Below are 25044 nucleotides of genomic sequence, written 5' to 3'. Positions count from 1 at the left end.
TGGCAGGACAAGAATAAGTAGTCAGACCACATCCCATTCCGATGAAAAAACTGATCATTACATTACTCATGCTGTTGACGATACAGCTACCCGCGCGGGCTGGCTTCGCCGAAGGCGCCAGCGCCTACAACAACAAGAATTACGCGCTAGCCTACAAGGAAATATTGCCGCTGGCCAAGACCGGCAACGCCGATGCCCAGCATTTGCTGGGCTTGATGTATTACATGGGACGGGGCTTGCCGCAGGACTACAAGCAAGCCATGTTCTGGCACCGCAAGGCGGCCGAGCAGGGCAAGGCCGATGCCCAGTATGTCGTGGGCGCCATGTATTACACGGGCAACGCCGTGCTGCAGGACCATAAACAGGCCGTCGGCTGGTTCCGCAAGGCGGCCGAGCAGAACCATGCCGAGGCGCAGCAGGTGCTGGGCCTGATGTACCGCTACCACATGGGCGGCGTGCAGCAGGACAACGTCATCGCCTACATGCTGTGGAACCTGGCGGCCGCGAATGGCAACGCAAATGCGGCCGACCAGCGCGCCGCCGTGGTGCGCAAGATGACGCATGAGCAAGTCGAGGAAGGGCAAGCCCTGTCGGCGAAATGGAAGCCGGGCACGCCCTTGCCGCGCCAGTCGAAGACGGGCGCCGGTTAAGAGCGGCGGTGGTCTGCAGGGGAGGGCGGCTTGGCGTACAATCGCCGTTTTCCCTTGAAAGAGTCCCGCCATGCGTGCAGTTGCCATCAGCCAGCCAGGTCCCGCCGACGTTTTGCAGATCGTCGAGTCTCCCGTTCCCGCCTTCAAAGCCGGAGAGCTGCTGATCAAGGTGCACGCGGCCGGCATCAACCGTCCCGACGTGCTGCAACGCCTGGGCAAATATGCGCCACCACCCGGCGCCTCCGACTTGCCGGGCCTGGAAGTGGCGGGAGAAGTCGTCGATGGCGATTTCAGCAACACTGAATTCAAAAAAGGCGACCTGGTCTGTGCGCTGGTGCAGGGTGGCGGCTATGCCGAATACTGCGCCGCGCCCGCCGGCCAGTGCCTGCCGCTGCCGCAAGGTTTGACGGCGATGGAAGGTGCGTCCCTGCCGGAAAATTTCTTTACCGTCTGGAGCAATGTCTTCGACCGCTGCGCGCTGGCCGATGGTGAAACGTTATTGGTGCAGGGCGGCACGTCCGGCATCGGCGTGACGGCCATTCAATTGGCGGCCGCCCTGGGGCATCGCGTCTTCGCCACGGCGGGCAGCGACGAAAAGGCGCGCGCCTGCGAGGCGCTGGGTGCCGAACGGGGCATCAATTACCGCACGGAAGATTTCGTCGCCGTCGTCAAGGAATTGACCGATGGCAAGGGCGTCGATGTCATCCTCGACATGGTGGGCGGCGACTACCTGCCGCGCGAGATCAGCTGCCTGGCCGACGACGGCCGCATCGGCCTGATCGCCGTGCAGGGCGGCACCAAGGCGGAGCTGGATCTGGGCACCTTGCTGCGCCGCCGCCTGACGGTGACGGGTTCCACCCTGCGTCCCCGTTCCGTGGCCTTCAAGGCGGCCATCGCGAACCATTTGCGCACGACCGTCTGGCCGCTGATCGAGGCGGGCAAGATCAAGCCCGTGATCTATAAAACTTTCCCGTTGGAAAAAGCCAACGAGGCGCATGCCTTGATGGAGGCGAGCACGCACGTGGGCAAGATCATGTTGCAAGTTGTTTGAAACGGGGCACTGCCTGTTTGACCGGCATCGGTGCCGGAGTTAGAATGACGGGTTATTAGAATTTAGGCTACTATGCGTCGCAAACTCGTCGTCGGAAATTGGAAAATGAACGGCAGTCGCACCTCGAACGCGGTGTTATTGTCTGAAATAGTTGCTGGCCTGGCTGCCTCTGGCGCCGCCAGCGCCGTCTGTGTGCCTGCGCCGTATCTGGCGCAGTGCCAGGCGCAATTGGCAGGCACGGCCCTTGGTTGGGGTGCGCAGGATGTCTCGGCGCACGCCAGCGGCGCCTACACGGGAGAAATCTCGACCGCCATGCTGCAGGATTTTGGCTGCGGCTATGTGGTGATCGGGCATTCCGAGCGCCGCGCCTACCATGGCGAGAGCGATGCGCAGGTGGCGGCCAAGACGGTTGCGGCGCTGGCGGCGGGCATCACGCCTATCGTCTGCATCGGCGAAACCCTGGCGCAGCGCGAAGCGGGCCAGACCAATGCCGTGGTGGCGCAGCAACTGGGCGCCGTGCTGGCGGCGATTTCCGCCGACGACGTGGCGAAACTGGTGCTGGCCTATGAGCCAGTCTGGGCCATCGGCACGGGCAAGACGGCCACGCCGCAAATGGCGCAGGACGTGCATCAGGTATTGCGCGCCCAGCTGGTGGCAAAGAATGCGGTAGCAGCGACCGGCGTGCAAATCCTGTACGGCGGCAGCATGAAGCCGGAGAACGCAAAAGAATTGATGGCGATGCCGGATATCGATGGCGGTCTGATCGGTGGAGCAGCATTGAAGGCGGCGGATTTCCTGGCGATTATTCACGCCGCTGATTGAATTACTTTAAACTAAGAATGGAATTGCAATGAACATGATGTTCAATCTGGTAGTGGTAGTACAGGTTATTTCGGCATTGTCGATTATCGCGCTGGTGTTGTTGCAGCACGGTAAGGGCGCCGACATGGGCGCCGCCTTCGGTTCGGGCGCCTCGGGCAGCCTGTTCGGTGCGACGGGTTCGTCGAACTTCATGTCGAAATCGACGGGCGTTGCCGCCGCGATCTTCTTCGGCGCCACCCTGGCCCTGTCGCTGATGGCGAATCAGCGCGCCACGACGGTCGGCGGCGGCGTGATGGATAAAGTCGTCAAGCCAGTGCCGGTCACCGGCGCGGGCGCGATCCCGACGACGGTGCCTGCGGCACCGGCAGCCAGCGCTCCGGCAGCGGCGGCACCGGTTGCCAGCACCCCGGCCGGCGCGATTCCGAAGTAATTCTGGTTCAGCTCGATACCTCATCGAGAGTAATTCTCATTACGGGCAGATTATTGCTCAATGTTTCAGCAGCGCGGCAGGAAAAAATCGTGACGCGCTGGAAGATGTAAAAATTTATCGTTTTTATCTGTGTTTTGATGCATTTGTGCATTAACTTTAGCGGCAAAGCAGAGTAGAATACGGGCCTTACCGCCGACGTGGTGAAATTGGTAGACACGCTATCTTGAGGGGGTAGTGGCGCAAGCTGTACGAGTTCGAGTCTCGTCGTCGGCACCAGAAATCAGAAGCCAGCAACGGCGCACGAGCCATGGCTCGTACAAAGTTGCTGGCTTTTTTTACGAGGATGTGTCGTTCGATCCTGGTCTTAGCTTTGATTGGGATCGTGCGTTAGATACGCTGCAAATGATCGCAGCGTCCTCATTTAACCGATCGTTCAATATAAGCTCATCAATCGTGAACCTCGAAAATTACTTCCCCGTCCTGCTGTTCATTATTATCGGCCTTGGTGTCGGTATCGCTCCCCAGCTCCTGGGGCGCCTGTTAGGCCCTAACAAGCCCGACGCAGCAAAACTCTCCCCGTACGAATGTGGCTTTGAAGCATTCGAAGACGCGCGCATGAAATTTGATGTGCGCTACTATCTGGTCGCAATCCTGTTTATTTTGTTCGATCTGGAAACGGCATTCTTTTTCCCATGGGGCGTTGCAATGCGCGACCTGGGCTGGGCCGGTTTCGTCACGATGATGGTGTTCATCGCTGAATTCGTGGTCGGATTTTGGTACATTTGGAAGAAAGGTGCCCTTGACTGGGAATAAGCCATGGCTATTGAAGGCGTATTAAGCGAAGGTTTCATCACCACCTCGGCCGACAAGCTGATCAACTGGGCGCGCACCGGGTCTATGTTCCCGATGACGTTCGGTCTGGCCTGCTGTGCGGTCGAAATGATGCATGTGGGCGCTGCCCGCTACGATATGGACCGTTTCGGCGTCGTGTTTCGTCCGTCGCCGCGTCAGTCCGACGTCATGATCGTTGCCGGCACCCTGTGCAACAAGATGGCGCCGGCCCTGCGCAAGGTCTACGACCAGATGGCGGAGCCACGCTGGGTTATCTCGATGGGTTCCTGCGCCAATGGCGGCGGGTATTACCATTACTCCTATTCCGTGGTGCGCGGTTGCGACCGCATCGTGCCCGTCGACGTGTATGTGCCTGGCTGTCCTCCGACCGCTGAAGCCTTGCTGTACGGCATCATGCAGTTGCAGAACAAGATCAAGCGTACCAGCACGATCGCACGCTAACCGGGCCGCTTCAGATTATGACAACACATTTAGAAGTATTGCAAAACGCCCTCGGCACTGCCCTGGGCGATCGCGTTAGCACGACGGTTGCGCTGGGCGAAGTCACTCTGGTCGTCAAGGCCGAGGACTACCTGGCCGTGATGCAGACCCTGCGCGACGATCCGGCCCTGCATTTCGAGCAAATGCTCGACCTGTGCGGCGTCGACTACTCGACCTATGGCGACGGTAGCTGGGATGGCCTGCGTTTCGCGGCCGTCTCGCACTTGCTGTCGGTCAAGCACAACTGGCGCGTGCGCGTGCGCGTGTTCGCGCCGGACGACGACATGCCGCTGCTGCCCTCCGTGGTGAGCATCTGGCGCGCCGTCAACTGGTACGAGCGCGAAGCATTCGACTTGCTGGGCATCCTCTTCGAAGGCCACAACGACTTGCGCCGCCTGCTGACCGACTACGGTTTCATCGGCCATCCGTTCCGCAAGGATTTCCCCGTCTCCGGCTATGTCGAGATGCGCTACGATCCGGAACAAAAGCGCGTGATTTACCAGCCCGTGACGATCGAGCCGCGGGAAAACGTGCCGCGCGTGATCCGCGAAGAACATTACGGGATGAAATAATGGCTGAGATTAAGAACTACACCCTGAACTTTGGGCCACAGCATCCGGCCGCGCACGGTGTGCTGCGCCTGGTGCTGGAGATGGATGGCGAAGTCATCCAGCGCGCCGACCCGCATATCGGCCTGCTGCACCGCGCCACCGAAAAGCTGGCCGAACAGAAGACCTATTTGCAATCCGTGCCGTACATGGACCGTCTCGACTATGTGTCGATGATGTGCAATGAACATGCGTACGTGATGGCCATCGAAAAGATGCTGGGCCTGGAAGTGCCGTTGCGCGCGCAATACATCCGCGTCATGTTCGACGAGATGACGCGCATCCTGAATCACCTGATGTGGCTCGGCACCCACGCGCTGGACGTTGGCGCCATGGGCCCGTTCCTGTATTGCTTCCGCGACCGCGAAGACTTGTTTGACGCCTACGAGGCAGTCTCGGGCGCGCGCATGCACGCGGCCTACTACCGTCCGGGCGGCGTGTACCGCGACCTGCCGGACGCGATGCCGCAGCACAAGGCGTCGATCATCCGCAACGCCAAGGCCATCGGCAAACTTAATGAAAACCGCCAGGGTTCCCTGCTGGACTTCATCGAAGACTTCGCGCGCCGCTTCCCGAACTCCGTGGACGAGTACGAAACCCTGCTTACCGACAACCGTATCTGGAAACAGCGTACCGTCGGCATCGGCGTGGTCTCGCCGGAAGATGCGCTGGCCATGGGCTTTACGGGCGCCATGCTGCGCGGCTCGGGCGTGCAGTGGGATTTGCGCAAGAAACAGCCGTACGAAGTGTACGACCTGATGGACTTCGACATTCCTATCGGCACCAACGGCGATTGCTACGACCGCTACCTGGTCCGCGTGGAAGAACTGCGCCAGTCGAACCGCATCATCAAGCAATGCGTGGAGTGGCTGCGCAACAATGAAGGTCCTGTCATGACCAGCAACCGCAAGGTGGCGCCTCCGGGCCGCGTCGACATGAAGACCAACATGGAATCGCTGATTCACCACTTCAAGCTGTTCACGGAAGGTTTCCACGTGCCGCCAGGCGAGGCCTACAGCGCCGTGGAGCATCCGAAGGGCGAGTTCGGCGTGTACCTGGTGTCCGATGGCGCCAACAAGCCGTACCGCATGAAACTGCGCGCGCCAGACTACGCCCACTTGCAGTCGCTCGACGAGATGGCGCGTGGGCACATGCTTGCCGACGCCGTGACCATCATCGGGACGCAAGACATCGTGTTCGGCAGTATTGACCGCTAAGAGGCAAAAAGTATGTTGTTATCAGAGCAATGCTATAAGAAAATTGACCGCGAGCTGGCCAAGTACCCGGCCGACCAGCGTCAGTCGGCCGTCATGGCCGCGCTGGCCCATGCCCAGGATGAACTGGGCTGGCTGGCGCCGGAAACCATGAAGGAACTGGCCGATTACATCGGCATGCCGGCGATTGCCGTGCAGGAAGTGGCCACGTTCTACAATATGTACAACGTGAAACCCGTGGGCAAGCACAAGATCACTGTGTGCACCAACCTGCCATGCGCCCTGTCGGGCGGCGTGCGCGCTGCAGACTACCTGAAGCAGAAACTGGGCATCGATTTCCGCGAAACCACCGCAGACGGCCAGTTCACCCTGGTTGAAGGCGAGTGCATGGGTGCTTGCGGCGATGCGCCTGTCTTGCTGGTCAGTAATAAAACCATGTGCAGCTGGATGTCGAACGAGAAGATCGACGCCATGCTGGAGGAACTCAAGAAATGACGTCACTCCACAACCGCCATATCGATCCATTGATCCTGAAGGATCTGGATGGCAAGAACTGGCATTTGCAAGATTATGTGAACCGCGGCGGCTACAGCGCCCTGCGGCGTATCCTGGAAGAGAAAATCACGCCGGAACAGATCATCGCCGACCTCAAGGCGTCGTCCTTGCGCGGCCGTGGCGGCGCGGGTTTCCCTACCGGCTTGAAGTGGAGCTTCATGCCGCGCCAGTTCCCGGGCCAGAAATACCTCGTCTGCAATACAGATGAAGGCGAACCGGGCACTTTCAAGGACCGCGACATCATTCGTTACAATCCCCATGCCCTGATCGAAGGCATGGCCATTGGCGCTTATGCGATGGGCATCACCGTCGGCTACAACTATATCCACGGTGAAATCTTCCAGGAATACCTGCGTTTCGAAGAAGCGCTGGAAGAGGCGCGCGCCGCCGGCTTCCTCGGTGACAAGATCATGGGCAGCGAGTTCTCGTTCCAGTTGCATGCGCACCATGGTTATGGCGCCTACATCTGCGGCGAAGAAACGGCCCTGCTCGAATCGCTGGAAGGCAAGAAAGGCCAGCCGCGCTTCAAGCCGCCTTTCCCTGCCTCGTTTGGCCTGTACGGCAAGCCGACGACGATCAACAATACGGAAACCTTCGCGGCCGTGCCATTCGTGCTGAACATTGGTCCAGAGAAATACCTGGCGATGGGCAAGCCGAACAATGGCGGTTCGAAGATCTTCTCGATCTCGGGCGACGTGGAAAAACCGGGCAACTATGAAGTGCCGCTCGGCACCCCGTTTGCGACCCTGCTGGAACTGGCAGGCGGCATGCGCGGTGGCAAAAAGATCAAGGCCGTGATCCCTGGCGGTTCGTCCGCTCCGGTGATCCGCGGCGACATCATGATGCAGACCGACCTGGACTACGACTCGATCGCGAAAGCTGGTTCGATGCTCGGTTCGGGCGCCGTCATCGTGATGGACGAAACACGCTGCATGGTAAAGGCGCTGGAACGCCTGTCCTACTTCTACTTTGAAGAATCGTGCGGCCAGTGTACGCCTTGCCGTGAAGGCACAGGCTGGATGTACCGCATGGTGCACCGCATCGAGCAGGGGCAGGGTCGTCCAGACGACCTGGACATGCTCAACTCGATCGCCGACAACATCCAGGGCCGCACCATTTGCGCGCTGGGCGATGCGGCTGCCATGCCGGTACGGGCCTTCATTAAGAATTTCCGTGAAGAATTTGAATATCATATCGAGCACAAGCATTGCTTAGTGCCCGCATATATCTAAGCTGCGTCAGGTAACGATCACCATGGTTGAAATCGAAATAGACGGCAAAAAAGTCGAAGTCCCTGCTGGTAGCATGGTGATGGACGCCGCCAACAAATTGGGAACCTACATTCCGCACTTCTGCTATCACAAGAAATTGTCGATCGCAGCGAACTGCCGCATGTGCCTGGTCGAAGTGGAAAAGGCGCCCAAGCCTTTGCCCGCTTGTGCGACCCCGGTCAGTGCCGGCATGATCGTGCGCTCCGCCAGCGATAAAGCTGTGCAGGCGCAAAAGTCGGTCATGGAATTCTTGCTGATTAACCACCCGCTCGATTGCCCTATCTGCGATCAGGGCGGCGAATGCCAGTTGCAAGACTTGGCAGTGGGCTACGGCAAGAGCGAATCGCGCTACAAGGAAGACAAGCGCGTCGTCACGCCAAAGGAAGCCGGTCCGCTGGTCTCCATGCAAGAGATGTCGCGCTGCATCCAGTGCACCCGTTGCGTACGCTTTGGCCAGGAAGTGGCCGGCGTGATGGAGCTGGGCATGATCGGCCGCGGCGAACACTCGGAAATCGTGTCCTTCGTCGGCCAGTCGGTCGACTCGGAACTGTCGGGCAACATGATCGACCTGTGCCCGGTTGGCGCACTGACCTCGAAGCCGTTCCGTTACAGCGCCCGTACGTGGGAACTGTCGCGCCGCAAATCGGTCAGCCCGCATGACGGTCTGGGCGCGAACCTGATCGTGCAAGTGAAAGCTGGCAAGGTCAAGCGCGTATTGCCGCTGGAAAACGAAGCCGTCAACGAGTGCTGGATCTCGGACAAGGACCGTTTCTCGTACGAAGCGCTGGACAGTGCCGAACGCCTGACTTCCCCGATGCTGAAACAAGGCAACGAGTGGAAAGAAGTCGATTGGCAAACGGCGCTGGAATACGTGGCGCACGGTTTGAAAAATATCAAGCACGAGCATGGCGCCGACGCCATCGCCGCGCTGGCAACGCCGCATTCGACCGTCGAAGAGCTGGTACTGCTGCAAAAAGTCGCCAACGGTCTCGGTTCCGAGAACGTCGACTTCCGCCTGCGCCAGACCGACTTCGCGCTGGACGCTGGCGTCAAGCCATGGCTGGGCATGCCGATCAACGAATTTGGCCAGATCAAGCGCGCCTTCGTCATCGGCTCGTTCCTGCGCAAGGATCACCCATTGCTGGCCACGCGTTTGCGCGCGTCCGTCAAGGGCGGCGCCAAGCTGTCGATCCTGCACGCCTCCGACGATGATCAATTGATCACCATCGCCAACAAGATGATCGTCGCGCCTAGCGATTGGCTGGCGGCCTTGTCGGAAGTGGTCGTCGCTGTTGCTAAAGCGAAAGAAATTACGGCGCCTGCAGGCTTCGAAGCCGTCAACGCTTCGGACGTGGCTGTCGCCATCGCTGCCAGCCTGATGGCTGGCGACAACGGCGCCGTGCTGCTGGGTAATGCGGCAACGCAACACCCGCAAGCGTCGCAACTGCATGCTGCCGCGCAATGGATCGCCGAACAGACGGGTGCCAAGCTGGGTTACCTGACGGAAGCGGCCAACACGGTTGGCGCGCACCTGGTCGCCAAGCCGCGCGCCAACGTGCAAGCAGCGTTTGCCGTACCGAAAAAAGCCTACGTGCTGCTGCACGCCGAGCCGGAACTCGATGCCGCCAATCCACAAGCGGCCCGCGCCGCCCTGGATGGCGCCGACATGGTCGTGGCCATGTCCGCCTTCAAGCACGGCATGGATTACGCCGATGTCTTGCTGCCGATCGCCCCGTTCGCTGAAACCTCGGGTACCTTCGTCAACTGCGAAGGCCGCGCGCAAAGCTTCAACGGCACCGTGAAACCGCTGGCCGATACCCGTCCAGCCTGGAAAGTGCTGCGCGTCCTGGGCAACATCCTGGGCCTGGCCGGTTTCGACTACGACACCTCCGAAGCGATCCGCGACGAAGCGTTTGGTGCCGGCGTGACCGATCTGTCGGCACAGCTGAACAACATCGCGAAAAATGCACCGGAAGCGGCAAGCTACGCCCCGGCGTCGTCTGCGCTGCAACGCATCGCCGACGTGCCCATCTACTTCGCCGACGCGCTGGTACGCCGCTCCGAACCGCTGCTGCGCACGGTCGATGGCGCCGCGCCGCAAGCCCACCTGTCCCTGGCGCTGGCTGAAAAGCTGGGCATCAAGGCGGGCGACAAGGTCAAAGTGGCGCAAGGCTCCGGCAGCGCCATCCTGGTGGCGGCAATTCACGCCGGCCTGCCAGCCAATGTGGTCAAAGTGTCGGCGGCGCATGCCTCGACGGCTAGCCTGGGCGGCATGTTCGGTGACATCACAGTTGAAACAGCAGAGGGGAAAATCTGATGGCTCTGCCTGAATTTGTAAACGTCATCAACAGTACCGGCCAGGATTTGCTGGGCGGTACCTGGCCGTTCTTCTGGACCCTGATCAAGATCCTGTGCGTGCTGTTGCCGCTGATGGGCCTGGTTGCTTACGCCACCCTGTGGGAGCGCAAGCTGATCGGCTGGATCCAGATCCGCGTCGGCCCGAACCGCGTGGGTCCCCTGGGCCTGCTGCAACCGATCGCCGATGCGCTGAAACTCTTGTTCAAAGAGATCATCATCCCGGCCAAGGCCGCCAAGGGCCTGTTCGTGATCGGCCCGATCATGACCATCATGCCGGCCCTGGCCGCCTGGTCGGTCGTGCCGTTCGGTCCGGAAGCCGTGCTGGCCAACGTCAACGCGGGCTTGCTGCTGCTGCTGGCGATTACCTCGATGGAAGTCTACGGCATCATCATCGCCGGCTGGGCCTCGAACTCGAAGTACTCGTTCATGGGCGCCATGCGCGCTTCGGCACAGATGATTTCGTATGAAATCCCGATGGGCTTCGTGATGGTCATCGTGCTGATGGTCTCGGGCAGCCTGAACTTCATCGACATCGTTGGCGGCCAGCAAATCGGTTACTTCGCCGGCAAGGGCGTGAACTTCATGTCGTGGAACTGGCTGCCGCTGCTGCCGATGTTCGTCATCTACATGGTGTCGGGTCTGGCTGAAGCCAACCGTCACCCGTTCGACGTCGTCGAAGGCGAGTCGGAAATCGTCGCCGGCCACATGGTCGAGTACTCGGGCATGGCCTACGCCATGTTCATGCTGGCCGAATACGCCAACATGATCCTGATCGGCGCGCTGGCTTCGATCATGTTCCTCGGTGGCTGGTCCGCACCATTTGCCTTCCTCGAGTTCTGGGGTGGTTTCGGCGGCTTCTTCTGGCTGTTCGCCAAGACCTTCTTCATCGTGTCGGTGTTCATCTGGGTACGCGGTACTTTCCCACGCTACCGTTATGACCAGATCATGCGCCTCGGCTGGAAAGTGTTTATCCCGTTGACGCTGGTCTACCTGGTCTTCGTCGCTGCCTGGATGCAGACATCCTGGAATATTTGGAAGTAAGAGAGTGCATACGAATGGATAAGGTAAAAGATTTCTTCAGCAGCCTCTTGTTAGGCGAGCTGATCAAGGGCATGGCGTTGACAGGCAAGTACATGTTTTCGCGCAAGATCACGGTGCAATTCCCGGAAGAGAAGACACCGATCTCGCCGCGTTTCCGTGGCTTGCACGCGCTGCGCCGCTACCCGAACGGCGAGGAACGTTGCATCGCCTGCAAACTGTGCGAAGCGGTTTGCCCGGCGATGGCCATCACGATCGAATCGGAACAGCGTGACGACGGCTCGCGCCGCACCACGCGTTACGATATTGATTTGACCAAGTGCATCTTCTGCGGTTTCTGCGAAGAGTCCTGCCCGGTCGATTCGATCGTCGAGACGCAAATCCTGGAATACCACGGCGAGAAACGCGGGGATTTGTATTACACGAAAGAGATGTTGCTGGCCGTGGGTGATCGTTATGAAAATGACATCGCCGCTGCGCGCGCCGCCGACGCACCTTATCGCTGATGGATGCGCCGCAGCCCCAAAGCTGCGGCGCGCCCCTCGTTCATCTGTACGTCTATTGGGTTTTTTATGGACTTTAAAACAATTTTGTTTTACGCCTTCGCGCTGATCTTGATTCTGGCAGCGACGCGCGTCATCACGGCCCGTAATCCGGTCCACGCAGTACTGTTCCTGGTACTGTCGTTCTTTTCCGCAGCGGGCATCTGGATGCTGCTGCAAGCTGAATTCCTGGCCATCGTGCTGGTATTGGTGTACGTCGGCGCCGTGATGGTGCTGTTCCTCTTCGTGGTCATGATGCTCGATATCAATATCGACCGCATGCGCGAAGGCTTCTGGGGCTATCTGCCTTTGTCGGTGACGGTGGGCGTGATCATCGTGCTGGAAATGGCCGCTGTCCTGTGGCACGGTTTCCGCAACTTTGCGCCTAGCATCGCTCCGGTCAACGTCAACCTGGGCGGCACCAAGGAACTGGGCCTGCTGATCTACACGGAATATGTGTTCGCCTTCGAGATCGCCGCCGTCGTGCTGCTGGTGGCCATCGTTGCCGCGGTTGCACTGACTTTGCGCAAACGCAAGGACACCAAGCACTTTGCTCCAGGCGACGCCGTGCGCGTCAAGCGCAACGACCGCCTGAAGATCATCAAGATGGACGCGGTAGTCGAGCGTCCTGCGGCTGAGCCGGAAGTTAAGGAGGCACCATGACATTATCGCTCACACATTTTTTGGTCCTGGGCGCGATCCTGTTCGCAATCTCGATCGTCGGTATTTTCCTGAACCGCAAGAACATCATCGTATTGCTGATGGCAATCGAATTGATGCTGCTGGCGGTGAATATGAATTTCATCGCGTTCTCCCATTTCATGGGCGACGCGGCCGGTCAGATCTTCGTTTTCTTCATCCTGACGGTTGCCGCCGCTGAGTCGGCTATCGGTCTGGCTATTCTGGTGGTGATGTTCCGTAATCTGGATACCATCAACGTCGAAGACCTGGACAGCCTCAAAGGCTGATGTTTTTCAGACTCGATCTCTCGAATAATAACGATTAAGGTTCATCATGGCGGGGCAACTCCTCAACCCTAACCTCCTTCTTGCCGTACCGCTGGCGCCGCTGGCCGGTGCCGCGATTGCAGGCTTGCTTGGCACCCAGTTCCTGGGTAATTTGGTCGGACGCAAGACGTCGCATACCGCGACGATCCTGGGCGTACTGATTGCGTTCATCCTGTCCGTGCAGACACTGCTGGCAGTGATGGATGGCGCGACATTCAATGGCACCATCTATAACTGGATGACGATCGGCACCCTGAAGATGGAAGTGGGCTTCCAGATCGATTCGCTGTCGGCGATGATGATGTGCGTGGTCACCTTCGTTTCCCTGATGGTGCACATCTACACGATCGGCTACATGAAGGACGACGAAGGCTACAACCGCTTCTTCGCCTACATCTCGCTGTTCACGTTCTCGATGCTGATGCTGGTCATGGCCAACAACTTCCTGCAACTGTTCTTCGGTTGGGAAGCCGTGGGCCTGGTTTCTTACCTCTTGATCGGTTTCTGGTACCAGCGTCCGACGGCCATCGTGGCCAACATGAAGGCTTTCCTGGTCAACCGCGTGGGCGACTTCGGCTTCATCCTGGGCATCGGCCTGCTGCTGGCTTACGCCGGCACCATGAACTACCAGGAAGTGTTCGCCAAGAAAGACGAACTGGCTCTGTTGAGCCTGCCTGGTACCGACTGGGCCCTGCTGACCGTTGCCTGCATCTGCCTGTTCATCGGCGCGATGGGCAAGTCGGCGCAGTTCCCGCTGCACGTGTGGCTGCCTGACTCGATGGAAGGTCCTACCCCGATCTCGGCACTGATTCACGCCGCGACGATGGTGACGGCCGGTATCTTCATGGTCTCGCGCATGTCGCCGCTGTTCGAACTGTCCGACACGGCACTGTCCTTCATCCTGGTGATCGGCTCCATCACGGCATTGTTCATGGGCTTCCTGGGCATCATCCAGAACGACATCAAGCGCGTCGTCGCTTACTCGACCCTGTCGCAGCTGGGCTACATGACCGTCGCGCTGGGTTCGTCCGCGTACTCCGTGGCCGTGTTCCACCTGATGACACACGCATTCTTCAAGGCACTGCTGTTCCTGGGCGCCGGTTCCGTCATCATCGGCATGCACCATGACCAGGATATCCGCAACATGGGTGGCCTGCGCAAATACATGCCGATCACGTGGATCACGTCACTGGTCGGTTCGCTGGCCCTGATCGGCACGCCGCTGTTCTCCGGTTTCTACTCGAAAGACAGCATCATCGAAGCCGTCGAAGCGACGCACATCTGGGGCGCTGGCTTTGCCCAGTTCGCCGTGCTGGCTGGCGTGTTCGTCACCGCCTTCTACTCGTTCCGCATGTACTTCCTCGTCTTCCACGGCAAGGAACGTTTCGGCCAGGCGCACGCGCACGGTCATGACGACCATCACGCACCGAAAGCGGCCCATGGCGCGCACGGCGATGCACATGACGATCATCACGAGGAAGAGGAAGACGACCACGCGCACCACGGTCTGGAACCTGGCCAGAAGCCGCACGAGTCACCATTCGTCGTCTGGTTCCCGCTGGTGATGCTGGCGATTCCTTCGCTGATCATCGGTTACCTGACGATCGGCCCGATGCTGCATGGCGATTTCTTCAAGGGCGTGATCTTCGTCGGCGAAAACCATCCAGCAATGGAAGAGTTGTCGCATGAATTCCACGGCGCAATGGCGATGGCGATCCACGGCCTGTCGACGGCACCGTTCTGGCTGGCATTGTCCGGCGTGGTGGCAGCCTACTACTGCTACATGGTCAACCCGCGTGTACCGGCCTGGTTCTTTGCCAAGTTCCACGCGATCCACACCCTGCTGGACAACAAGTACTACATGGACAAGTTCAATGAAGTCGTGTTCGCCGGCGGTGCCCGCTTGCTGGGTAATGGCCTGTGGAACTTCGGTGACAAGAAGCTGATCGATGGCCTGCTGGTCAACGGTAGCGCCAAGGTCGTCGCCTGGCTGTCCTCGCTGTCGCGAGTGTTGCAGACTGGCTACATCTATCACTATGCATTCGTGATGATCCTGGGCGTGCTGGGCTTCCTGATCTATTTCCTGCCATTCTGGCCCGCTAAGTAAGCTGACCTGATAAAAGAATACTGAGAACCATGATGCAGTCTACGATTTCTACACTACCTCCTTACCTGAGTCTGTCGATCTGGGTGCCGATCATTTGCGGCGTCCTGATCCTGGCTCTCGGCCGTGACAGCAAAGCGGGCTTTACCCGCTGGCTGTCGCTGGCTGGCGCCGTGCTCAGCATGCTGTGCACCTTGCCGCTGATCCAGCATTTCGACAACGCCGCACACGGCATGCAATTCGTCGAAAAAGCACCGTGGATAGCAACCTTCAATATCTGGTACTCGCTGGGTATCGACGGCCTGTCCTTGTGGTTCGTGCCACTGACGGCGTTCATCACCGTCATCGTCGTCATTTCGGCCTGGCAAGTGATCGAGAAGCGCATCGCCCAGTACATGGGCTCGTTTTTGATCCTGTCGGGCCTGATGATCGGCGTGTTCTGCGCGCTGGACGGCTTGTTGTTCTACTTCTTCTTTGAAGCAACCCTGATCCCGATGTTCATCATCATCGGTATCTGGGGCGGTTCGAACCGCGTGTACGCGTCGTTCAAGTTCTTCCTGTACACCTTCTTCGGTTCGCTGCTGACCCTGGTTGCCATCATCTACCTGCGCAATGTGTCGGGCACCTTTGACATCCTGGCCTGGCATGCGTTCAAGCTGACGATGAACGAACAGATCTTCATCTTCCTGGCCTTCCTGATGGCGTTTGCCGTGAAAGTGCCGATGTTCCCTGTCCACACGTGGCTGCCGGACGTCCACGTGGAAGCGCCTACCGGCGGTTCCGCCGTGCTGGCCGCCATCATGCTGAAACTGGGCGCCTACGGCTTCCTGCGTTTCTCGTTGCCGATCACGCCGGACGCCAGCCACTACCTGTCGGGCTTCATGATCACCCTGTCGCTGATCGCCGTGATCTACATCGGTCTGGTTGCCCTGGTGCAAACCGACATGAAAAAACTGGTCGCCTATTCGTCGATCGCGCACATGGGTTTCGTCACCCTGGGCTTCTTCATGTTCAACGACATTTCGGTGCAGGGCGGTATCGTGCAGATGGTCTCGCACGGTTTCATCTCCGGCGCGATGTTCCTGTGCATCGGCGTGCTGTATGACCGCATGCATACCCGCAATATCGCCGATTACGGCGGCGTCGTGAACCGCATGCCGAAATTTGCCGCCTTCTTCGTGCTGTTCTCGATGGCCAACTGCGGTCTGCCAGCCACTTCCGGCTTCGTCGGCGAGTTCATGGTGATCCTGGGCGCAGTGAAATACAACTTCTGGATCGGTCTGCTGGCTGCAACGGCACTGATCTGGGGCGCGGCGTACTCGCTGTGGATGGCCAAGCGCGTGGTGTTCGGCAAGATCAAGAACAAGCATGTGGCCGAACTGACCGACATCAACAAACGTGAATTCTTCATGCTTGCTGTGCTGGCCATCGCCGTGCTCGTGATGGGTCTGTACCCAGCCCCGTTCACCGACACGATGCAAACTTCGGTTGCTGACCTGCTGCAGCATGTCGCCACCAGCAAGTTGCCTTAAATAGAAGACCGATAACATGACTAATGCACCTAATCTGGTACCGCTGTACGCGGAAATCTTTCTGCTGATCGCCACGTCGGCGCTCTTGCTGATCGATATGTTCTTGCCTGCGGCGAAGCGTTCGATCACTTACGTGCTGGCCTTGCTGACCCTGGCCGGCTGCGCCTTGCTGACCGTGGGCGACTTCAACGCGGGCACCACCGTCTACACGTTCCACAACATGTTCGTGTCGGACCCGATGTCGCAGCTGCTGAAACTGTTCTCGTACGGCGCCGTGGCGCTGACCCTGATCTACTCGCGTGCCTATGCCACCGACCGCAACATGCTGTCGGGTAACCTGGGCGGCGAGTTCTACGTGCTGGCCCTGTTTGCACTGCTGGGTCAGATGATCATGATCTCGGCCAACAACTTCCTGATCATCTACCTGGGTCTGGAACTGATGTCGCTGTCGCTGTACGCACTGATCGCTTTGCGCCGTGACAATGCCAAGGCCACGGAAGCGGCCATGAAATACTTCATCCTGGGCGCACTGGCCTCCGGTTTCATGTTGTACGGTATCTCGATGCTGTACGGCGCGTCCGGCACCCTGGACCTGGGCGAACTGCGCGTGGCGCTGGAAAACGGCAAGACCAACGGCACCATCATGGTCTTTGGCCTGGTGTTCCTCGTTGCCGGCCTGGCCTTCAAACTGGGCGTCGTGCCATTCCACATGTGGGTGCCTGACGTGTATCAAGGTTCGCCAACGGCCGTGACCTTGCTGCTGGGCGGCGCGCCGAAACTGGCCGCGTTTGCCATCACCCTGCGTTTGCTGGGCGAGGGCTTGCTGCCAATGGCGCATGACTGGCAGCAAATGCTGCTGGTGCTGGCCGTGATGTCGCTGGCCATCGGTAACTTCACCGCCATCGCGCAAACCAATTTGAAGCGTATGTTGGCGTACTCGACCATCGCACAAATGGGCTTCGTGCTGCTGGGTCTGCTGTCCGGTACCGTTGACGCACCGAACAACACCCTGAACGCGGCTGGCGCAGCGACCGCTTACGGCGCGTCGATGTACTACGTCATCACCTACGTGTTCACCACCCTGGGTACCTTCGGCGTGATCATGTTGCTGGCACGTAATGGTTTCGAAGCAGAAGAACTGGCCGACTTCAAGGGTCTGGGCAAACGCAGCCCGATCTTCGCCCTGGTGATGACCCTGTTCATGTTCTCGCTGGCCGGCGTGCCGCCGCTGATGGGCTTCATGGCCAAGTACTCGGTGCTGGCTTCCGTGCTGGCCACGGGCCAGCTGTGGCTGACCATCGCTGCCGTGCTGTTCTCGCTGATCGGTGCCTTCTACTACCTGCGCGTCGTGAAAATGATGTGGTTTGACGAGCCGACGGACAGCAATGCGCTGGTCGTGCATGGCGACATGCGCGTCGTGCTGGCTTTGAACGGCGTGTTCGTCCTGGCGCTGGGCGTGATGCCTGAGAGCATCCTGGCGGCCTGCGCTTCGGCCATCACCAAGACCCTGGCGTCCTGACCGATGGATGTCACCGCTTCGAGCTGGCTGGTGATCGCCCTGGGTATCCTGGGCGCCAACCTGCCTTTCCTGAACGAGAAGCTGTTTGCCGCCGTGCCCCTGAAAAAGGCGGCGCAGGCGGAGCAGGGCTGGCGCAAGCCGCTGGCGCTGCGCCTGCTGGAGATGGTGATTCTGTACTTCATCGTCGGCGCCGTGGCCTTCGCGCTCGAAGCGCGCATCGGCAACGGTTTCCCGCAGACATGGGAGTTCTATGCCATCACCGGCTGTCTGTTCCTGGTGCTGGCTTTCCCGGGTTTCGTAACACGTTACCTGCGCAAACGCCGCTAGGCAACATCTCCGAAAGCGGCGCCTCTGGCGCCGTTTTTTATTGAATAAAGGAATTCCATGGATACGCAAGCCACTGATACGCAATTGATTGAAACCAAGGTCGATGGCGAGCTCGTCTACCAAGGCGGCTTCCTGCGCGTGCAGCGCGACCGTGTCGCCCTGCCTGACGGCAAGATCACGGCGCGCGAATTCGTCCTGCATCCGGGCGCCGTCGTCATCCTGCCGCTGCTCGACGATGGCACGGTGCTGATGGAGCGCCAGTACCGCTATCCGCTGGACCGGATCTTCATTGAATTCCCGGCCGGCAAGATCGACGCGGGCGAATCGCACCTGGCGTGCGCCCAGCGCGAGTTGCTGGAAGAGACGGGCTACACGGCCAGCGACTGGCAATTCGTCTCCACCATCCACAACGCCATCGCGTATTCCGACGAACACCTGGAATTGTTCCTGGCGCGCGGCCTGGTCGCCGGCGAACGCCAGCTCGACGAGGGCGAATTCCTGGAAACATTCACGGCCACCGTGCCGCAGCTGCTGGACTGGGTCAAGGATGGCACGATCACGGACGTGAAAACCGTCATCGGCATCTTCTGGCTCGACAAGATCACCAGCGGCGCCTGGCAAGCGGCTTGATACAGCGCATGCGCACGGCAATCTTCCTGCTGCTGGCGTCGGCCAGCCTGGGTGCGCACGGGGCCGCGCGCACGCCGTTCCAGGTGCGCTGCGAGGACACGATCAGCAAGACGGTGTCCGTGCTGACGGCGCAGCAGAACGGCTACAGCATCGACACGCATCTGCCATACAAGGCGCTGACGGTGATGAAGGGCATGGCGCGCGCCAACACCTGGGTGCTGGGCTTGACGAAGACGGATTCGCGCGTCGCCATCGCCCTGGCCGGTCCCATGCTGCAAGATCCGGCCAGCGGCTATGAATGCGTGGCGCCGCAGATCACCGTGTCCCTCACATATGCGCCCGTGGTGATCTATATCGGCCGCGAGTTTGCGCCAGGCACTTGCGCGTATGATGAGATACTCGCGCACGAGCTGCGGCACATGAAGACCTATATGGAACACTTGCCGCGCGTGGAAAAAACCGTGCGCGCGTCGCTGGCCAAGCGCTTCGAGGCGCGGCCCCTGTATGCGCCCAGCGGCACGGCCAAGGCGGCGCTGGCGCGCGAGATCGACACGGGCTGGTTGCCATACGTCAAGGCCGAAATGCGCAAGGTGGAAGCCTTGCAGGCGGCCATTGATTCTCCGCAAGAATATGCGCGTCTGGGCAAGGCCTGCAAGGGCGAGATCCAGAACATCCTGACGGGCAAGACAGCGTCCGCCAACTAGACAAGGAATGGCATGACAGCAGCACCGAACACCATCCGCTACTTTGCGCTGATTCCCGCCGCCGGCGTGGGCGCGCGCATGGAAGCGGGCAGTCCCAAGCAATATTTAGCCATCGCCGGCAAACCGATGCTGCGCCACGCGCTCGACGCCTTTCTTGCCAGTCCCCTGATCGCGCACACCTATGTCGTCGTCAGCGCCGACGATGGCGTGATCGACACGGTCGTGCCGGCGCATGGCGTGACTGTACTGCGCTGCGGCGGCGCCACGCGCATGGACAGCATCCTGAATGGCTTGCACGCCTTGCACGGCAGCATCGCTGCCCACGATCAGGTGCTGGTGCACGACGCGGCGCGTCCCGGCCTGACGCCGGCGCTGATCGCAAAACTCATCACGGAGGTGGGCGACCACCCGGCCGGCGGCTTGCTGGCCTTGCCCGTGGTCGATACCGTCAAGCGGGCCGGCCCTGCCCATGTGTCAGCGCAGACGGTGCCGCGCGACGGCCTGTGGCTGGCGCAGACGCCGCAAATGTTCAGCTATGCGCTGCTGCACCAAGCCTTGTCCGAAGCGCCCGATCCGCAAGCGATTACCGATGACGCCAGCGCTGTCGAAGCGCTGGGCCTGGCGCCCTGGCTCGTCGAGGGTCATCCGCGCAACCTGAAGGTGACCTTGCCGCGCGACATACACACGGCCGAGCTGTATTTGGCCCATCCTTGAATCCTGAATCGAAAGACCGCATGACGACCATCACCCCTCCCGTATTGCCATTTCGCATTGGCCAAGGCTATGACTGCCACGCGCTGGTGGAAAACCGCGACCTGATCATCGGCGGCGTGAACATCCCCCATCACCTGGGCTTGCTCGGCCACTCCGACGCCGACGTGCTGCTGCACGCCATCACGGACGCCATTTTCGGCGCCGCCGCCCTGGGCGACATCGGCCGTCATTTCCCCGACACGGACGCGCAATTCAAGGGTGCCGATTCGCGCACCTTGCTGCGCGAAGCCGTGCGCCGCGTGCAAGCGACCGGTTATATCATCGGCAATATCGACGCCACCATCATCGCCCAGCGCCCGAAGATGGCGCCGCACATCGCCGCCATGTGCGCCAACGTGGCGGAAGACTTGGGCGTAAGTGTGGGGCAAGTCAACATCAAGGCCAAGACGAATGAAAAACTGGGCTACCTGGGCCGGGAAGAAGGCATCGCGGCCGAAGCCGTGGCCTTGCTGCTGCGGGCCTGATACGCCACCGACCATCGACCACTGACAGGAGAGAGCATGTTCCAGCGACGCCGTATCAGCATTGTGCTTGCATTCGCACTGACCGCCGCGCCATCGGCCCACGCCGAACTGCAAGCCACGGGCGAGCCGCCCACCGCGAAACAGGGCTGGAAGGCCGAGACCGTCGCGCAGGGCGTGCGCCAGCCGTGGGGCATCGCCTGGCTGGGCGAGGGCCGCGCGCTCGTCACCAGCAAGCAGGGCACTTTGCACCTGCTGAACGGCAAGAAATTCGAGGACGTGGCGCTGGAAGGCATGCCCAAGGTGTTTACGGGCGGGCAGGGCGGCTTGCTCGATATCGTCATTCACCCGCAAGATGCCAGCAAGCCGAATCCACGCGTCTACATGACGGTGTCGACGGGCACGAATGACGCCAACCGCACGACCCTCGTGCGCGGCGTGTTCGACGGCAAGAAGGTGACGGGCATCCAGACCCTGTTCAAGGTCGCCACGGACAAGAGCGGCGGCCAGCACTTCGGTTCACGCCTGCTGTGGCTGCCGGACGGCACTTTGCTGATGAACGTGGCCGATGGCGGCAATCCGCCGTTGCGCATCAAAGACCGCCTGGCGCGCGAGCAGGCGCAAAACCTGGCCACGCACCAAGGTTCCATCCTGCGTCTGACGGAAGACGGTAAACCGGCGCCCGGCAATCCGCTGGCGGCCAAGGGCGCCTTGCCGGAAATCTGGTCGTACGGCCACCGCAACGTGCAGGGCATGGCACTCGATCCTGTTTCCGGCCGCGTGTGGGCGACGGAACACGGCCCGTACGGCGGCGATGAGCTGAACCTGGTAACGGCGGGCGGCAACTACGGCTGGCCCCTGCAAAGCTATGGCGCCGACTACACGACGCATGAACCGGTCGGCAAGCACGAAGTGGCGGGCATGCTCAATCCGAGCGTGGCCTGGGTGCCGTCGCCAGCGCCGTCGGGGCTGGCCGTCTACACGGGCGACAAGATTGCCGCCTGGCGCGGCAGCATTTTCAGCGGCGGCCTGGCGGCCAAGGATATCCGCCGCATCGCCGTCGATGCGAATGGCAAGGTGACGGGGCAGGACCGTCTGGCCATCGGCGCGCGCGTGCGCGACGTGCGCCAGGGGCCGGACGGCTACCTGTATGCGCTGACGGATGAAGACAACGGCCGCCTGTTGCGCATCGTGCCCCAGTAACACGGCAGGCGCCATCTTCGCTTAAGATGGCGCCTTTACTTCCTTCAAGGTGGCGGCATGGCCCGTGATACTTATGCATACCGGCACGTTGCCGTCGAATCGCGCGCGATTCATGGCCACGTGGAAATCCGCCCCGTGCCGGGCCAGGCTTTTTCACCGGAACTGGCCGTGCAGTGCTCGCGCCGCCTGGTCGACCTGCAACAGTACCCGCTGGGCAGCCGCTTTCTGCTCTTTGCCAAGCTGACGGACCGCCTGGGCGGCACGCCTTTCCTGTATGCGTATCACGGCGATGCGGACGTGCTCATGACGCCGGCCGAAGTGACGAAATTCCTTGGCGAATTCCGTCGCGGCCGCATTTGACATCTACGAGGCCATGCAGGCCGCGGCGGTCTTGACGCTGGCGCGCGGCTTGCCGAAAATGGCGATCGTCAGCGCGCAGCCGAGGGCGAACAGGCCACCGATGACCATCGCGCTCGATACACCGAGCCGGTCGACGGCCATGCCTCCCAGCAAGGCGCCCGACGCCAGCGACACTTGCACGATGGCGACAAACAGCGCGCTGCTGCCTTCCATCAGTTCCGGCGCGGCCTTGAACATCCACGTCTGCACGGCGATCGGCATGGCGCCGAAACCGAAACCCCACACGGCCACCAGCAGCATGGCGGTCAGCGAGTGGCTGCCGAACGTGGCCAGGGCCAGGGTGGACAAGCCCAGCACGGCGCCCGTCACCATCAGCGCGGCCCGTTCGTAGCGGCCGGCGGCCCAGCCGCCCATGAGGTTGCCGATGAAGCCGGAAGCGCCGTAGACGAGCAGCATGGCGCTGACCGTGCCGGCCGCCAGGTGCGAGATTTGCGTGAGGAAGGGTGCGATATACGTGTAGGCGGCGAACTGGCCCGTGAAGAGCATGGCCGTGGCGATCAGACCCAGGCGTGCCTTGCGGATGCCGAAAATCATCGGCAACTGGCGCAAGCGGATGGCCTGTGTCGGCGGCAGCTTGGGCAGCAGCAACAACTGGCCGAGGAAGACCAGCACGGCGATGGCGCTGGCCGCGCCGAAAGCGACCCGCCATCCCACCAGCTCGCCCACCAGCGCACCGGCCGGCACGCCCGCCACCGTGCCCAGCGAGACGCCGGCGAAGATGATGGACATGGCGCGCGACGCATGCTGTGGCGCCACCAGGCGCGGGCCGATGGCGCTGCCGATGGCCCAGAAGCCGCCGACACCGACGCCCAGCATGGCGCGGCCCAGCAGTATCCACGTATACGAGGGAGCCAGCGCCACCAGCAGGTTCGAGGCGACCAGCAGGGCAGTCAGCGCCAGCAGCACGATGCGGCGGTCCAGGCGGCCCGAGCCGACGGTGACGAAGATGGCGGCAAACGCGGCAACGATGCCAGGCGTGGTGATCATCAAGCCCGCCTGGCCCTTGCTGATGGACAGTTCGGCGGCCATGGCCGGCAGCAGGCCGACGGGCAGGAATTCGGAGGTGACGAGGGCGAAGGCGCCGATGCCGACCGACAGGACGGCCAGCCATGGCGCCACGGTGGTATCGTCGGCAGTAGCGTGGGAAGGTGTTTGCATGTGAGGTTCCTGAAAAGCTGGAAGGTTTTTAACCGGTCGGTATATAATCAGGGCAGGCAGACATCGTTGTCAATAATTTTTTACCGAACGGTATGAAACAAGATAAAAAAGAGGCGGTAGGCAAGGCAAAAACGGGACGGCCACGCACCTTCGACGAGGACGCGGCGCTCGATTGCGCCATGAAAGTATTCTGGGAAAAGAGCTATGAAGGCAGTTCCTTGCCGGAATTGACGAAAGCCATGGGCATGAACCGGCCCAGCCTGTATGCCGTCTTTGGCAACAAGGAGCAACTGTTCCACAAGGCGCTCGAGCGCTACAGCGACACGCGCATGCGGTTTTTCGATGCGGCGCTGGAACAGCCGACGGCGCGCCAGGTGGTGGAAGCCTTGCTGACACAATATGTCGACGCGCAAACCATGCCCGACGGGCCGCACGGCTGCATGGGCGTCAATGCGGCGCTGGCGTGCAGCGACGATGCCTTGCCGATCCGCGATGAATTGTTCGCGCGCCGGCTGCGCGGTGAAATCAAACTGCGCGACCGCTTGCGGCGGGCCAGGGAAGAGGGGGATTTGCCGCCCGATTCCTGCCCCGAGCAGCAGGCGCGCTTTGTCGTGACCCTGTCGCAGGGCATGGCCATCCAGGCGGCGGCCGGCGTCTCGCGCGAACAGTTGCAGCAGATGGTGGGTTTGCTTCTGCGCAATTGGCCCTTGTAACTACCCTGTCGGGGCGATGGTCTTGGCCAGGTCGCTGGGCGCCTTGCGCCGCCAGGCGGCCGTCAGGGCGGCGGCCAGCATGTCCAGTTCGGCGTCCGCCAGGCGCACCGTGATGCCGGCCAGGCGCTCGCCCCACCACAGCTTTTCGCAACCCGATGGCGTGATGACGGTGGCGATATGCGCCGCTTCCGCATCGAGCAGTACGTTGATGTGCTCGTCATCGGGCAGGGTGGCGAAGATCTTCCCGCCCACGCGGAAGGCCGGACGGTCGTGGTGTTCTTCCTCGGTGGTGTCGGGAAACGACAGTGCCAGATAGCGTAGTTCTTCCAGGTCGACCATTCCTCTTTCCCCCTGTTCGGATAGATAGCAGCGTGACTACATTTTGCCATGCTGTTTCGCCCCGTGGTGCAGCGGCATGCGAAAAGAAATGCGCAAGATGCGACACTGGCGCGCGCGTTTGTGGCGCTAGCGCGACAGGTCCGGCTGGCGCGCGAGGGGCACAATGCCCTTGCAGGCAGGATTGCCCAGCCTGTTTTGGCGTGCTTGCCATAAAAGTATCTTGCATGACTAAAAGAAAAATACTTTTCCTCCAGGGAATTTAAGATAGAATAGATTCAACGT

28 protein-coding genes and 1 tRNA gene are annotated in these 25044 nt (G+C 60.7%); 27 read left to right on the top strand and 2 right to left on the bottom strand.

Translation table 11 applies throughout. The features are described 5' to 3' along the window. The first annotated feature begins 41 nt into the window (after window positions 1-41). The 26 genes from P9875_RS21420 (at window position 42) to P9875_RS21295 (ending at window position 22492) form a co-directional block, all read left to right on the top strand. The gene (locus P9875_RS21420; protein ID WP_077407077.1) at window positions 42-650 is read left to right on the top strand and encodes a tetratricopeptide repeat protein; all 609 of its coding nucleotides are present in this window, start codon (window positions 42-44) and stop codon (window positions 648-650) included. 70 nt (window positions 651-720) lie between these two features. Next, window positions 721-1701 carry an NAD(P)H-quinone oxidoreductase gene (locus P9875_RS21415; RefSeq protein ID WP_278316544.1) on the top strand — a complete coding sequence of 327 codons (981 nt, stop codon included), beginning with the start codon at window positions 721-723 and terminating at the stop codon, window positions 1699-1701. 72 nt (window positions 1702-1773) lie between these two features. After that, window positions 1774-2523, top strand: coding sequence for a triose-phosphate isomerase (gene tpiA, locus P9875_RS21410; RefSeq protein WP_278316543.1), 750 nt, complete (start codon window positions 1774-1776; stop codon window positions 2521-2523). 28 nt (window positions 2524-2551) lie between these two features. After that, window positions 2552-2953, top strand: coding sequence for a preprotein translocase subunit SecG (gene secG, locus P9875_RS21405; protein ID WP_035820525.1), 402 nt, complete (start codon window positions 2552-2554; stop codon window positions 2951-2953). A 191-nt stretch (window positions 2954-3144) separates the two neighbouring features. Continuing rightward, window positions 3145-3229 (top strand) — tRNA-Leu (locus P9875_RS21400). A gap of 177 nt (window positions 3230-3406) precedes the next feature. Continuing rightward, window positions 3407-3766, top strand: coding sequence for an NADH-quinone oxidoreductase subunit A (locus tag P9875_RS21395; protein WP_010399734.1), 360 nt, complete (start codon window positions 3407-3409; stop codon window positions 3764-3766). A 3-nt stretch (window positions 3767-3769) separates the two neighbouring features. Continuing rightward, window positions 3770-4246: a NuoB/complex I 20 kDa subunit family protein gene (locus P9875_RS21390; protein WP_010399733.1), complete on the top strand. Its 477-nt coding sequence runs from the start codon at window positions 3770-3772 to the stop codon at window positions 4244-4246. A gap of 17 nt (window positions 4247-4263) precedes the next feature. Further along, complete coding sequence (locus tag P9875_RS21385) at window positions 4264-4857, top strand: NADH-quinone oxidoreductase subunit C (protein ID WP_099378293.1); 594 nt, start codon at window positions 4264-4266, stop codon at window positions 4855-4857. Next, window positions 4857-6110 (top strand): NADH-quinone oxidoreductase subunit D, encoded by a 1254-nt coding sequence (locus tag P9875_RS21380; RefSeq protein ID WP_034749992.1) that lies wholly within the window; start codon window positions 4857-4859, stop codon window positions 6108-6110. The genes P9875_RS21385 and P9875_RS21380 overlap by 1 nt, the downstream gene beginning before the upstream one ends. Window positions 6111-6122: 12 nt before the next feature. Beyond that, window positions 6123-6602, top strand: a complete 480-nt coding sequence (gene nuoE / locus P9875_RS21375) for an NADH-quinone oxidoreductase subunit NuoE (protein WP_034749989.1) — start codon at window positions 6123-6125, stop codon at window positions 6600-6602. Next, a complete protein-coding gene (nuoF, locus tag P9875_RS21370; protein ID WP_010399729.1) occupies window positions 6599-7894 on the top strand; it encodes an NADH-quinone oxidoreductase subunit NuoF in 1296 nt (431 codons plus the stop codon). The genes nuoE and nuoF overlap by 4 nt, the downstream gene beginning before the upstream one ends. Window positions 7895-7916: 22 nt before the next feature. Next, the gene (gene nuoG, locus P9875_RS21365; protein WP_278316542.1) at window positions 7917-10250 is read left to right on the top strand and encodes an NADH-quinone oxidoreductase subunit NuoG; all 2334 of its coding nucleotides are present in this window, start codon (window positions 7917-7919) and stop codon (window positions 10248-10250) included. Next, a complete protein-coding gene (nuoH, locus tag P9875_RS21360; protein WP_278316541.1) occupies window positions 10250-11332 on the top strand; it encodes an NADH-quinone oxidoreductase subunit NuoH in 1083 nt (360 codons plus the stop codon). Before nuoG ends, nuoH begins: the two co-directional genes overlap by 1 nt. Before the next feature lie 14 nt (window positions 11333-11346). After that, the gene (nuoI, locus tag P9875_RS21355) at window positions 11347-11835 is read left to right on the top strand and encodes an NADH-quinone oxidoreductase subunit NuoI (RefSeq protein WP_010399726.1); all 489 of its coding nucleotides are present in this window, start codon (window positions 11347-11349) and stop codon (window positions 11833-11835) included. Window positions 11836-11901: 66 nt separating this feature from the next. Continuing rightward, on the top strand, window positions 11902-12534 hold the full coding sequence (locus tag P9875_RS21350; protein WP_034749981.1) for an NADH-quinone oxidoreductase subunit J: 633 nt from the start codon (window positions 11902-11904) through the stop codon (window positions 12532-12534). After that, window positions 12531-12839, top strand: coding sequence for an NADH-quinone oxidoreductase subunit NuoK (gene nuoK / locus P9875_RS21345; protein ID WP_010399724.1), 309 nt, complete (start codon window positions 12531-12533; stop codon window positions 12837-12839). The genes P9875_RS21350 and nuoK overlap by 4 nt, the downstream gene beginning before the upstream one ends. A 46-nt stretch (window positions 12840-12885) precedes the next feature. Continuing rightward, on the top strand, window positions 12886-14985 hold the full coding sequence (gene nuoL, locus P9875_RS21340; protein ID WP_034749978.1) for an NADH-quinone oxidoreductase subunit L: 2100 nt from the start codon (window positions 12886-12888) through the stop codon (window positions 14983-14985). 29 nt (window positions 14986-15014) lie between these two features. Beyond that, window positions 15015-16514: an NADH-quinone oxidoreductase subunit M gene (locus P9875_RS21335; protein ID WP_035820511.1), complete on the top strand. Its 1500-nt coding sequence runs from the start codon at window positions 15015-15017 to the stop codon at window positions 16512-16514. A gap of 16 nt (window positions 16515-16530) precedes the next feature. Further along, window positions 16531-18033 (top strand): NADH-quinone oxidoreductase subunit NuoN, encoded by a 1503-nt coding sequence (gene nuoN / locus P9875_RS21330; RefSeq protein ID WP_278316540.1) that lies wholly within the window; start codon window positions 16531-16533, stop codon window positions 18031-18033. Window positions 18034-18036: 3 nt separating this feature from the next. Continuing rightward, window positions 18037-18360, top strand: a complete 324-nt coding sequence (locus P9875_RS21325; RefSeq protein WP_070288753.1) for a DUF2818 family protein — start codon at window positions 18037-18039, stop codon at window positions 18358-18360. 57 nt (window positions 18361-18417) lie between these two features. Further along, entirely contained in the window at window positions 18418-18990 is a 573-nt protein-coding gene (locus P9875_RS21320) for an NUDIX domain-containing protein (RefSeq protein WP_035820504.1), read from the top strand. A gap of 8 nt (window positions 18991-18998) precedes the next feature. Further along, window positions 18999-19694, top strand: coding sequence for a hypothetical protein (locus tag P9875_RS21315; RefSeq protein ID WP_278316539.1), 696 nt, complete (start codon window positions 18999-19001; stop codon window positions 19692-19694). 12 nt (window positions 19695-19706) lie between these two features. Next, the gene (gene ispD, locus P9875_RS21310; RefSeq protein ID WP_278316538.1) at window positions 19707-20408 is read left to right on the top strand and encodes a 2-C-methyl-D-erythritol 4-phosphate cytidylyltransferase; all 702 of its coding nucleotides are present in this window, start codon (window positions 19707-19709) and stop codon (window positions 20406-20408) included. A 20-nt stretch (window positions 20409-20428) separates the two neighbouring features. Next, the gene (ispF, locus tag P9875_RS21305) at window positions 20429-20932 is read left to right on the top strand and encodes a 2-C-methyl-D-erythritol 2,4-cyclodiphosphate synthase (RefSeq protein ID WP_278316537.1); all 504 of its coding nucleotides are present in this window, start codon (window positions 20429-20431) and stop codon (window positions 20930-20932) included. 36 nt (window positions 20933-20968) lie between these two features. Continuing rightward, window positions 20969-22132 (top strand): PQQ-dependent sugar dehydrogenase, encoded by a 1164-nt coding sequence (locus tag P9875_RS21300; RefSeq protein ID WP_278316536.1) that lies wholly within the window; start codon window positions 20969-20971, stop codon window positions 22130-22132. A gap of 57 nt (window positions 22133-22189) precedes the next feature. Further along, the gene (locus P9875_RS21295; protein WP_099400381.1) at window positions 22190-22492 is read left to right on the top strand and encodes a hypothetical protein; all 303 of its coding nucleotides are present in this window, start codon (window positions 22190-22192) and stop codon (window positions 22490-22492) included. A gap of 3 nt (window positions 22493-22495) precedes the next feature. Here P9875_RS21295 and P9875_RS21290 read toward each other — a convergent pair whose 3' ends face one another. Beyond that, window positions 22496-23710 (bottom strand): MFS transporter, encoded by a 1215-nt coding sequence (locus P9875_RS21290; RefSeq protein WP_278316535.1) that lies wholly within the window; start codon window positions 23708-23710, stop codon window positions 22496-22498. Between the two features lie 92 nt (window positions 23711-23802). Here P9875_RS21290 and P9875_RS21285 point away from each other — a divergent pair, with 92 nt between their 5' ends. Next, window positions 23803-24423, top strand: coding sequence for a TetR/AcrR family transcriptional regulator (locus P9875_RS21285; RefSeq protein ID WP_035820491.1), 621 nt, complete (start codon window positions 23803-23805; stop codon window positions 24421-24423). Here P9875_RS21285 and P9875_RS21280 read toward each other — a convergent pair whose 3' ends face one another. Continuing rightward, the gene (locus tag P9875_RS21280) at window positions 24424-24762 is read right to left on the bottom strand and encodes an MmcQ/YjbR family DNA-binding protein (RefSeq protein ID WP_034779482.1); all 339 of its coding nucleotides are present in this window, start codon (window positions 24760-24762) and stop codon (window positions 24424-24426) included. It lies immediately after the preceding gene. Window positions 24763-25044: the final 282 nt, after the last annotated feature.

It is taken from the genome of Janthinobacterium rivuli (genome assembly GCF_029690045.1).
Lineage (GTDB): Bacteria > Pseudomonadota > Gammaproteobacteria > Burkholderiales > Burkholderiaceae_D > Janthinobacterium > Janthinobacterium rivuli.
The sequence above is the reverse complement of the archived record's forward strand: the minus strand, read 5'-3'. Positions and strand labels throughout refer to the sequence as shown.

Excerpts from the sequence above, each read along its gene's own strand:
- ispF (WP_278316537.1), top strand. The coding sequence starts at position 20,429 with ATGACGACCATCACCCCTCCCGTATTGCCATTTCGCATTGGCCAAGGC.
- tpiA (WP_278316543.1), top strand. The coding sequence starts at position 1,774 with ATGCGTCGCAAACTCGTCGTCGGAAATTGGAAAATGAACGGCAGTCGC.
- P9875_RS21290 (WP_278316535.1), bottom strand. The coding sequence starts at position 23,710 with ATGCAAACACCTTCCCACGCTACTGCCGACGATACCACCGTGGCGCCA.
- P9875_RS21295 (WP_099400381.1), top strand. The coding sequence starts at position 22,190 with ATGGCCCGTGATACTTATGCATACCGGCACGTTGCCGTCGAATCGCGC.
- P9875_RS21390 (WP_010399733.1), top strand. The coding sequence starts at position 3,770 with ATGGCTATTGAAGGCGTATTAAGCGAAGGTTTCATCACCACCTCGGCC.
- nuoG (WP_278316542.1), top strand. The coding sequence starts at position 7,917 with ATGGTTGAAATCGAAATAGACGGCAAAAAAGTCGAAGTCCCTGCTGGT.
- P9875_RS21325 (WP_070288753.1), top strand. The coding sequence starts at position 18,037 with ATGGATGTCACCGCTTCGAGCTGGCTGGTGATCGCCCTGGGTATCCTG.
- ispD (WP_278316538.1), top strand. The coding sequence starts at position 19,707 with ATGACAGCAGCACCGAACACCATCCGCTACTTTGCGCTGATTCCCGCC.
- P9875_RS21315 (WP_278316539.1), top strand. The coding sequence starts at position 18,999 with ATGCGCACGGCAATCTTCCTGCTGCTGGCGTCGGCCAGCCTGGGTGCG.
- nuoH (WP_278316541.1), top strand. The coding sequence starts at position 10,250 with ATGGCTCTGCCTGAATTTGTAAACGTCATCAACAGTACCGGCCAGGAT.
- nuoF (WP_010399729.1), top strand. The coding sequence starts at position 6,599 with ATGACGTCACTCCACAACCGCCATATCGATCCATTGATCCTGAAGGAT.
- P9875_RS21380 (WP_034749992.1), top strand. The coding sequence starts at position 4,857 with ATGGCTGAGATTAAGAACTACACCCTGAACTTTGGGCCACAGCATCCG.
- P9875_RS21280 (WP_034779482.1), bottom strand. The coding sequence starts at position 24,762 with ATGGTCGACCTGGAAGAACTACGCTATCTGGCACTGTCGTTTCCCGAC.
- P9875_RS21385 (WP_099378293.1), top strand. The coding sequence starts at position 4,264 with ATGACAACACATTTAGAAGTATTGCAAAACGCCCTCGGCACTGCCCTG.
- nuoL (WP_034749978.1), top strand. The coding sequence starts at position 12,886 with ATGGCGGGGCAACTCCTCAACCCTAACCTCCTTCTTGCCGTACCGCTG.
- P9875_RS21350 (WP_034749981.1), top strand. The coding sequence starts at position 11,902 with ATGGACTTTAAAACAATTTTGTTTTACGCCTTCGCGCTGATCTTGATT.
- nuoK (WP_010399724.1), top strand. The coding sequence starts at position 12,531 with ATGACATTATCGCTCACACATTTTTTGGTCCTGGGCGCGATCCTGTTC.
- P9875_RS21415 (WP_278316544.1), top strand. The coding sequence starts at position 721 with ATGCGTGCAGTTGCCATCAGCCAGCCAGGTCCCGCCGACGTTTTGCAG.
- nuoN (WP_278316540.1), top strand. The coding sequence starts at position 16,531 with ATGACTAATGCACCTAATCTGGTACCGCTGTACGCGGAAATCTTTCTG.
- P9875_RS21335 (WP_035820511.1), top strand. The coding sequence starts at position 15,015 with ATGATGCAGTCTACGATTTCTACACTACCTCCTTACCTGAGTCTGTCG.
- P9875_RS21300 (WP_278316536.1), top strand. The coding sequence starts at position 20,969 with ATGTTCCAGCGACGCCGTATCAGCATTGTGCTTGCATTCGCACTGACC.
- nuoE (WP_034749989.1), top strand. The coding sequence starts at position 6,123 with ATGTTGTTATCAGAGCAATGCTATAAGAAAATTGACCGCGAGCTGGCC.
- P9875_RS21285 (WP_035820491.1), top strand. The coding sequence starts at position 23,803 with ATGAAACAAGATAAAAAAGAGGCGGTAGGCAAGGCAAAAACGGGACGG.
- nuoI (WP_010399726.1), top strand. The coding sequence starts at position 11,347 with ATGGATAAGGTAAAAGATTTCTTCAGCAGCCTCTTGTTAGGCGAGCTG.
- P9875_RS21420 (WP_077407077.1), top strand. The coding sequence starts at position 42 with ATGAAAAAACTGATCATTACATTACTCATGCTGTTGACGATACAGCTA.
- secG (WP_035820525.1), top strand. The coding sequence starts at position 2,552 with ATGAACATGATGTTCAATCTGGTAGTGGTAGTACAGGTTATTTCGGCA.
- P9875_RS21320 (WP_035820504.1), top strand. The coding sequence starts at position 18,418 with ATGGATACGCAAGCCACTGATACGCAATTGATTGAAACCAAGGTCGAT.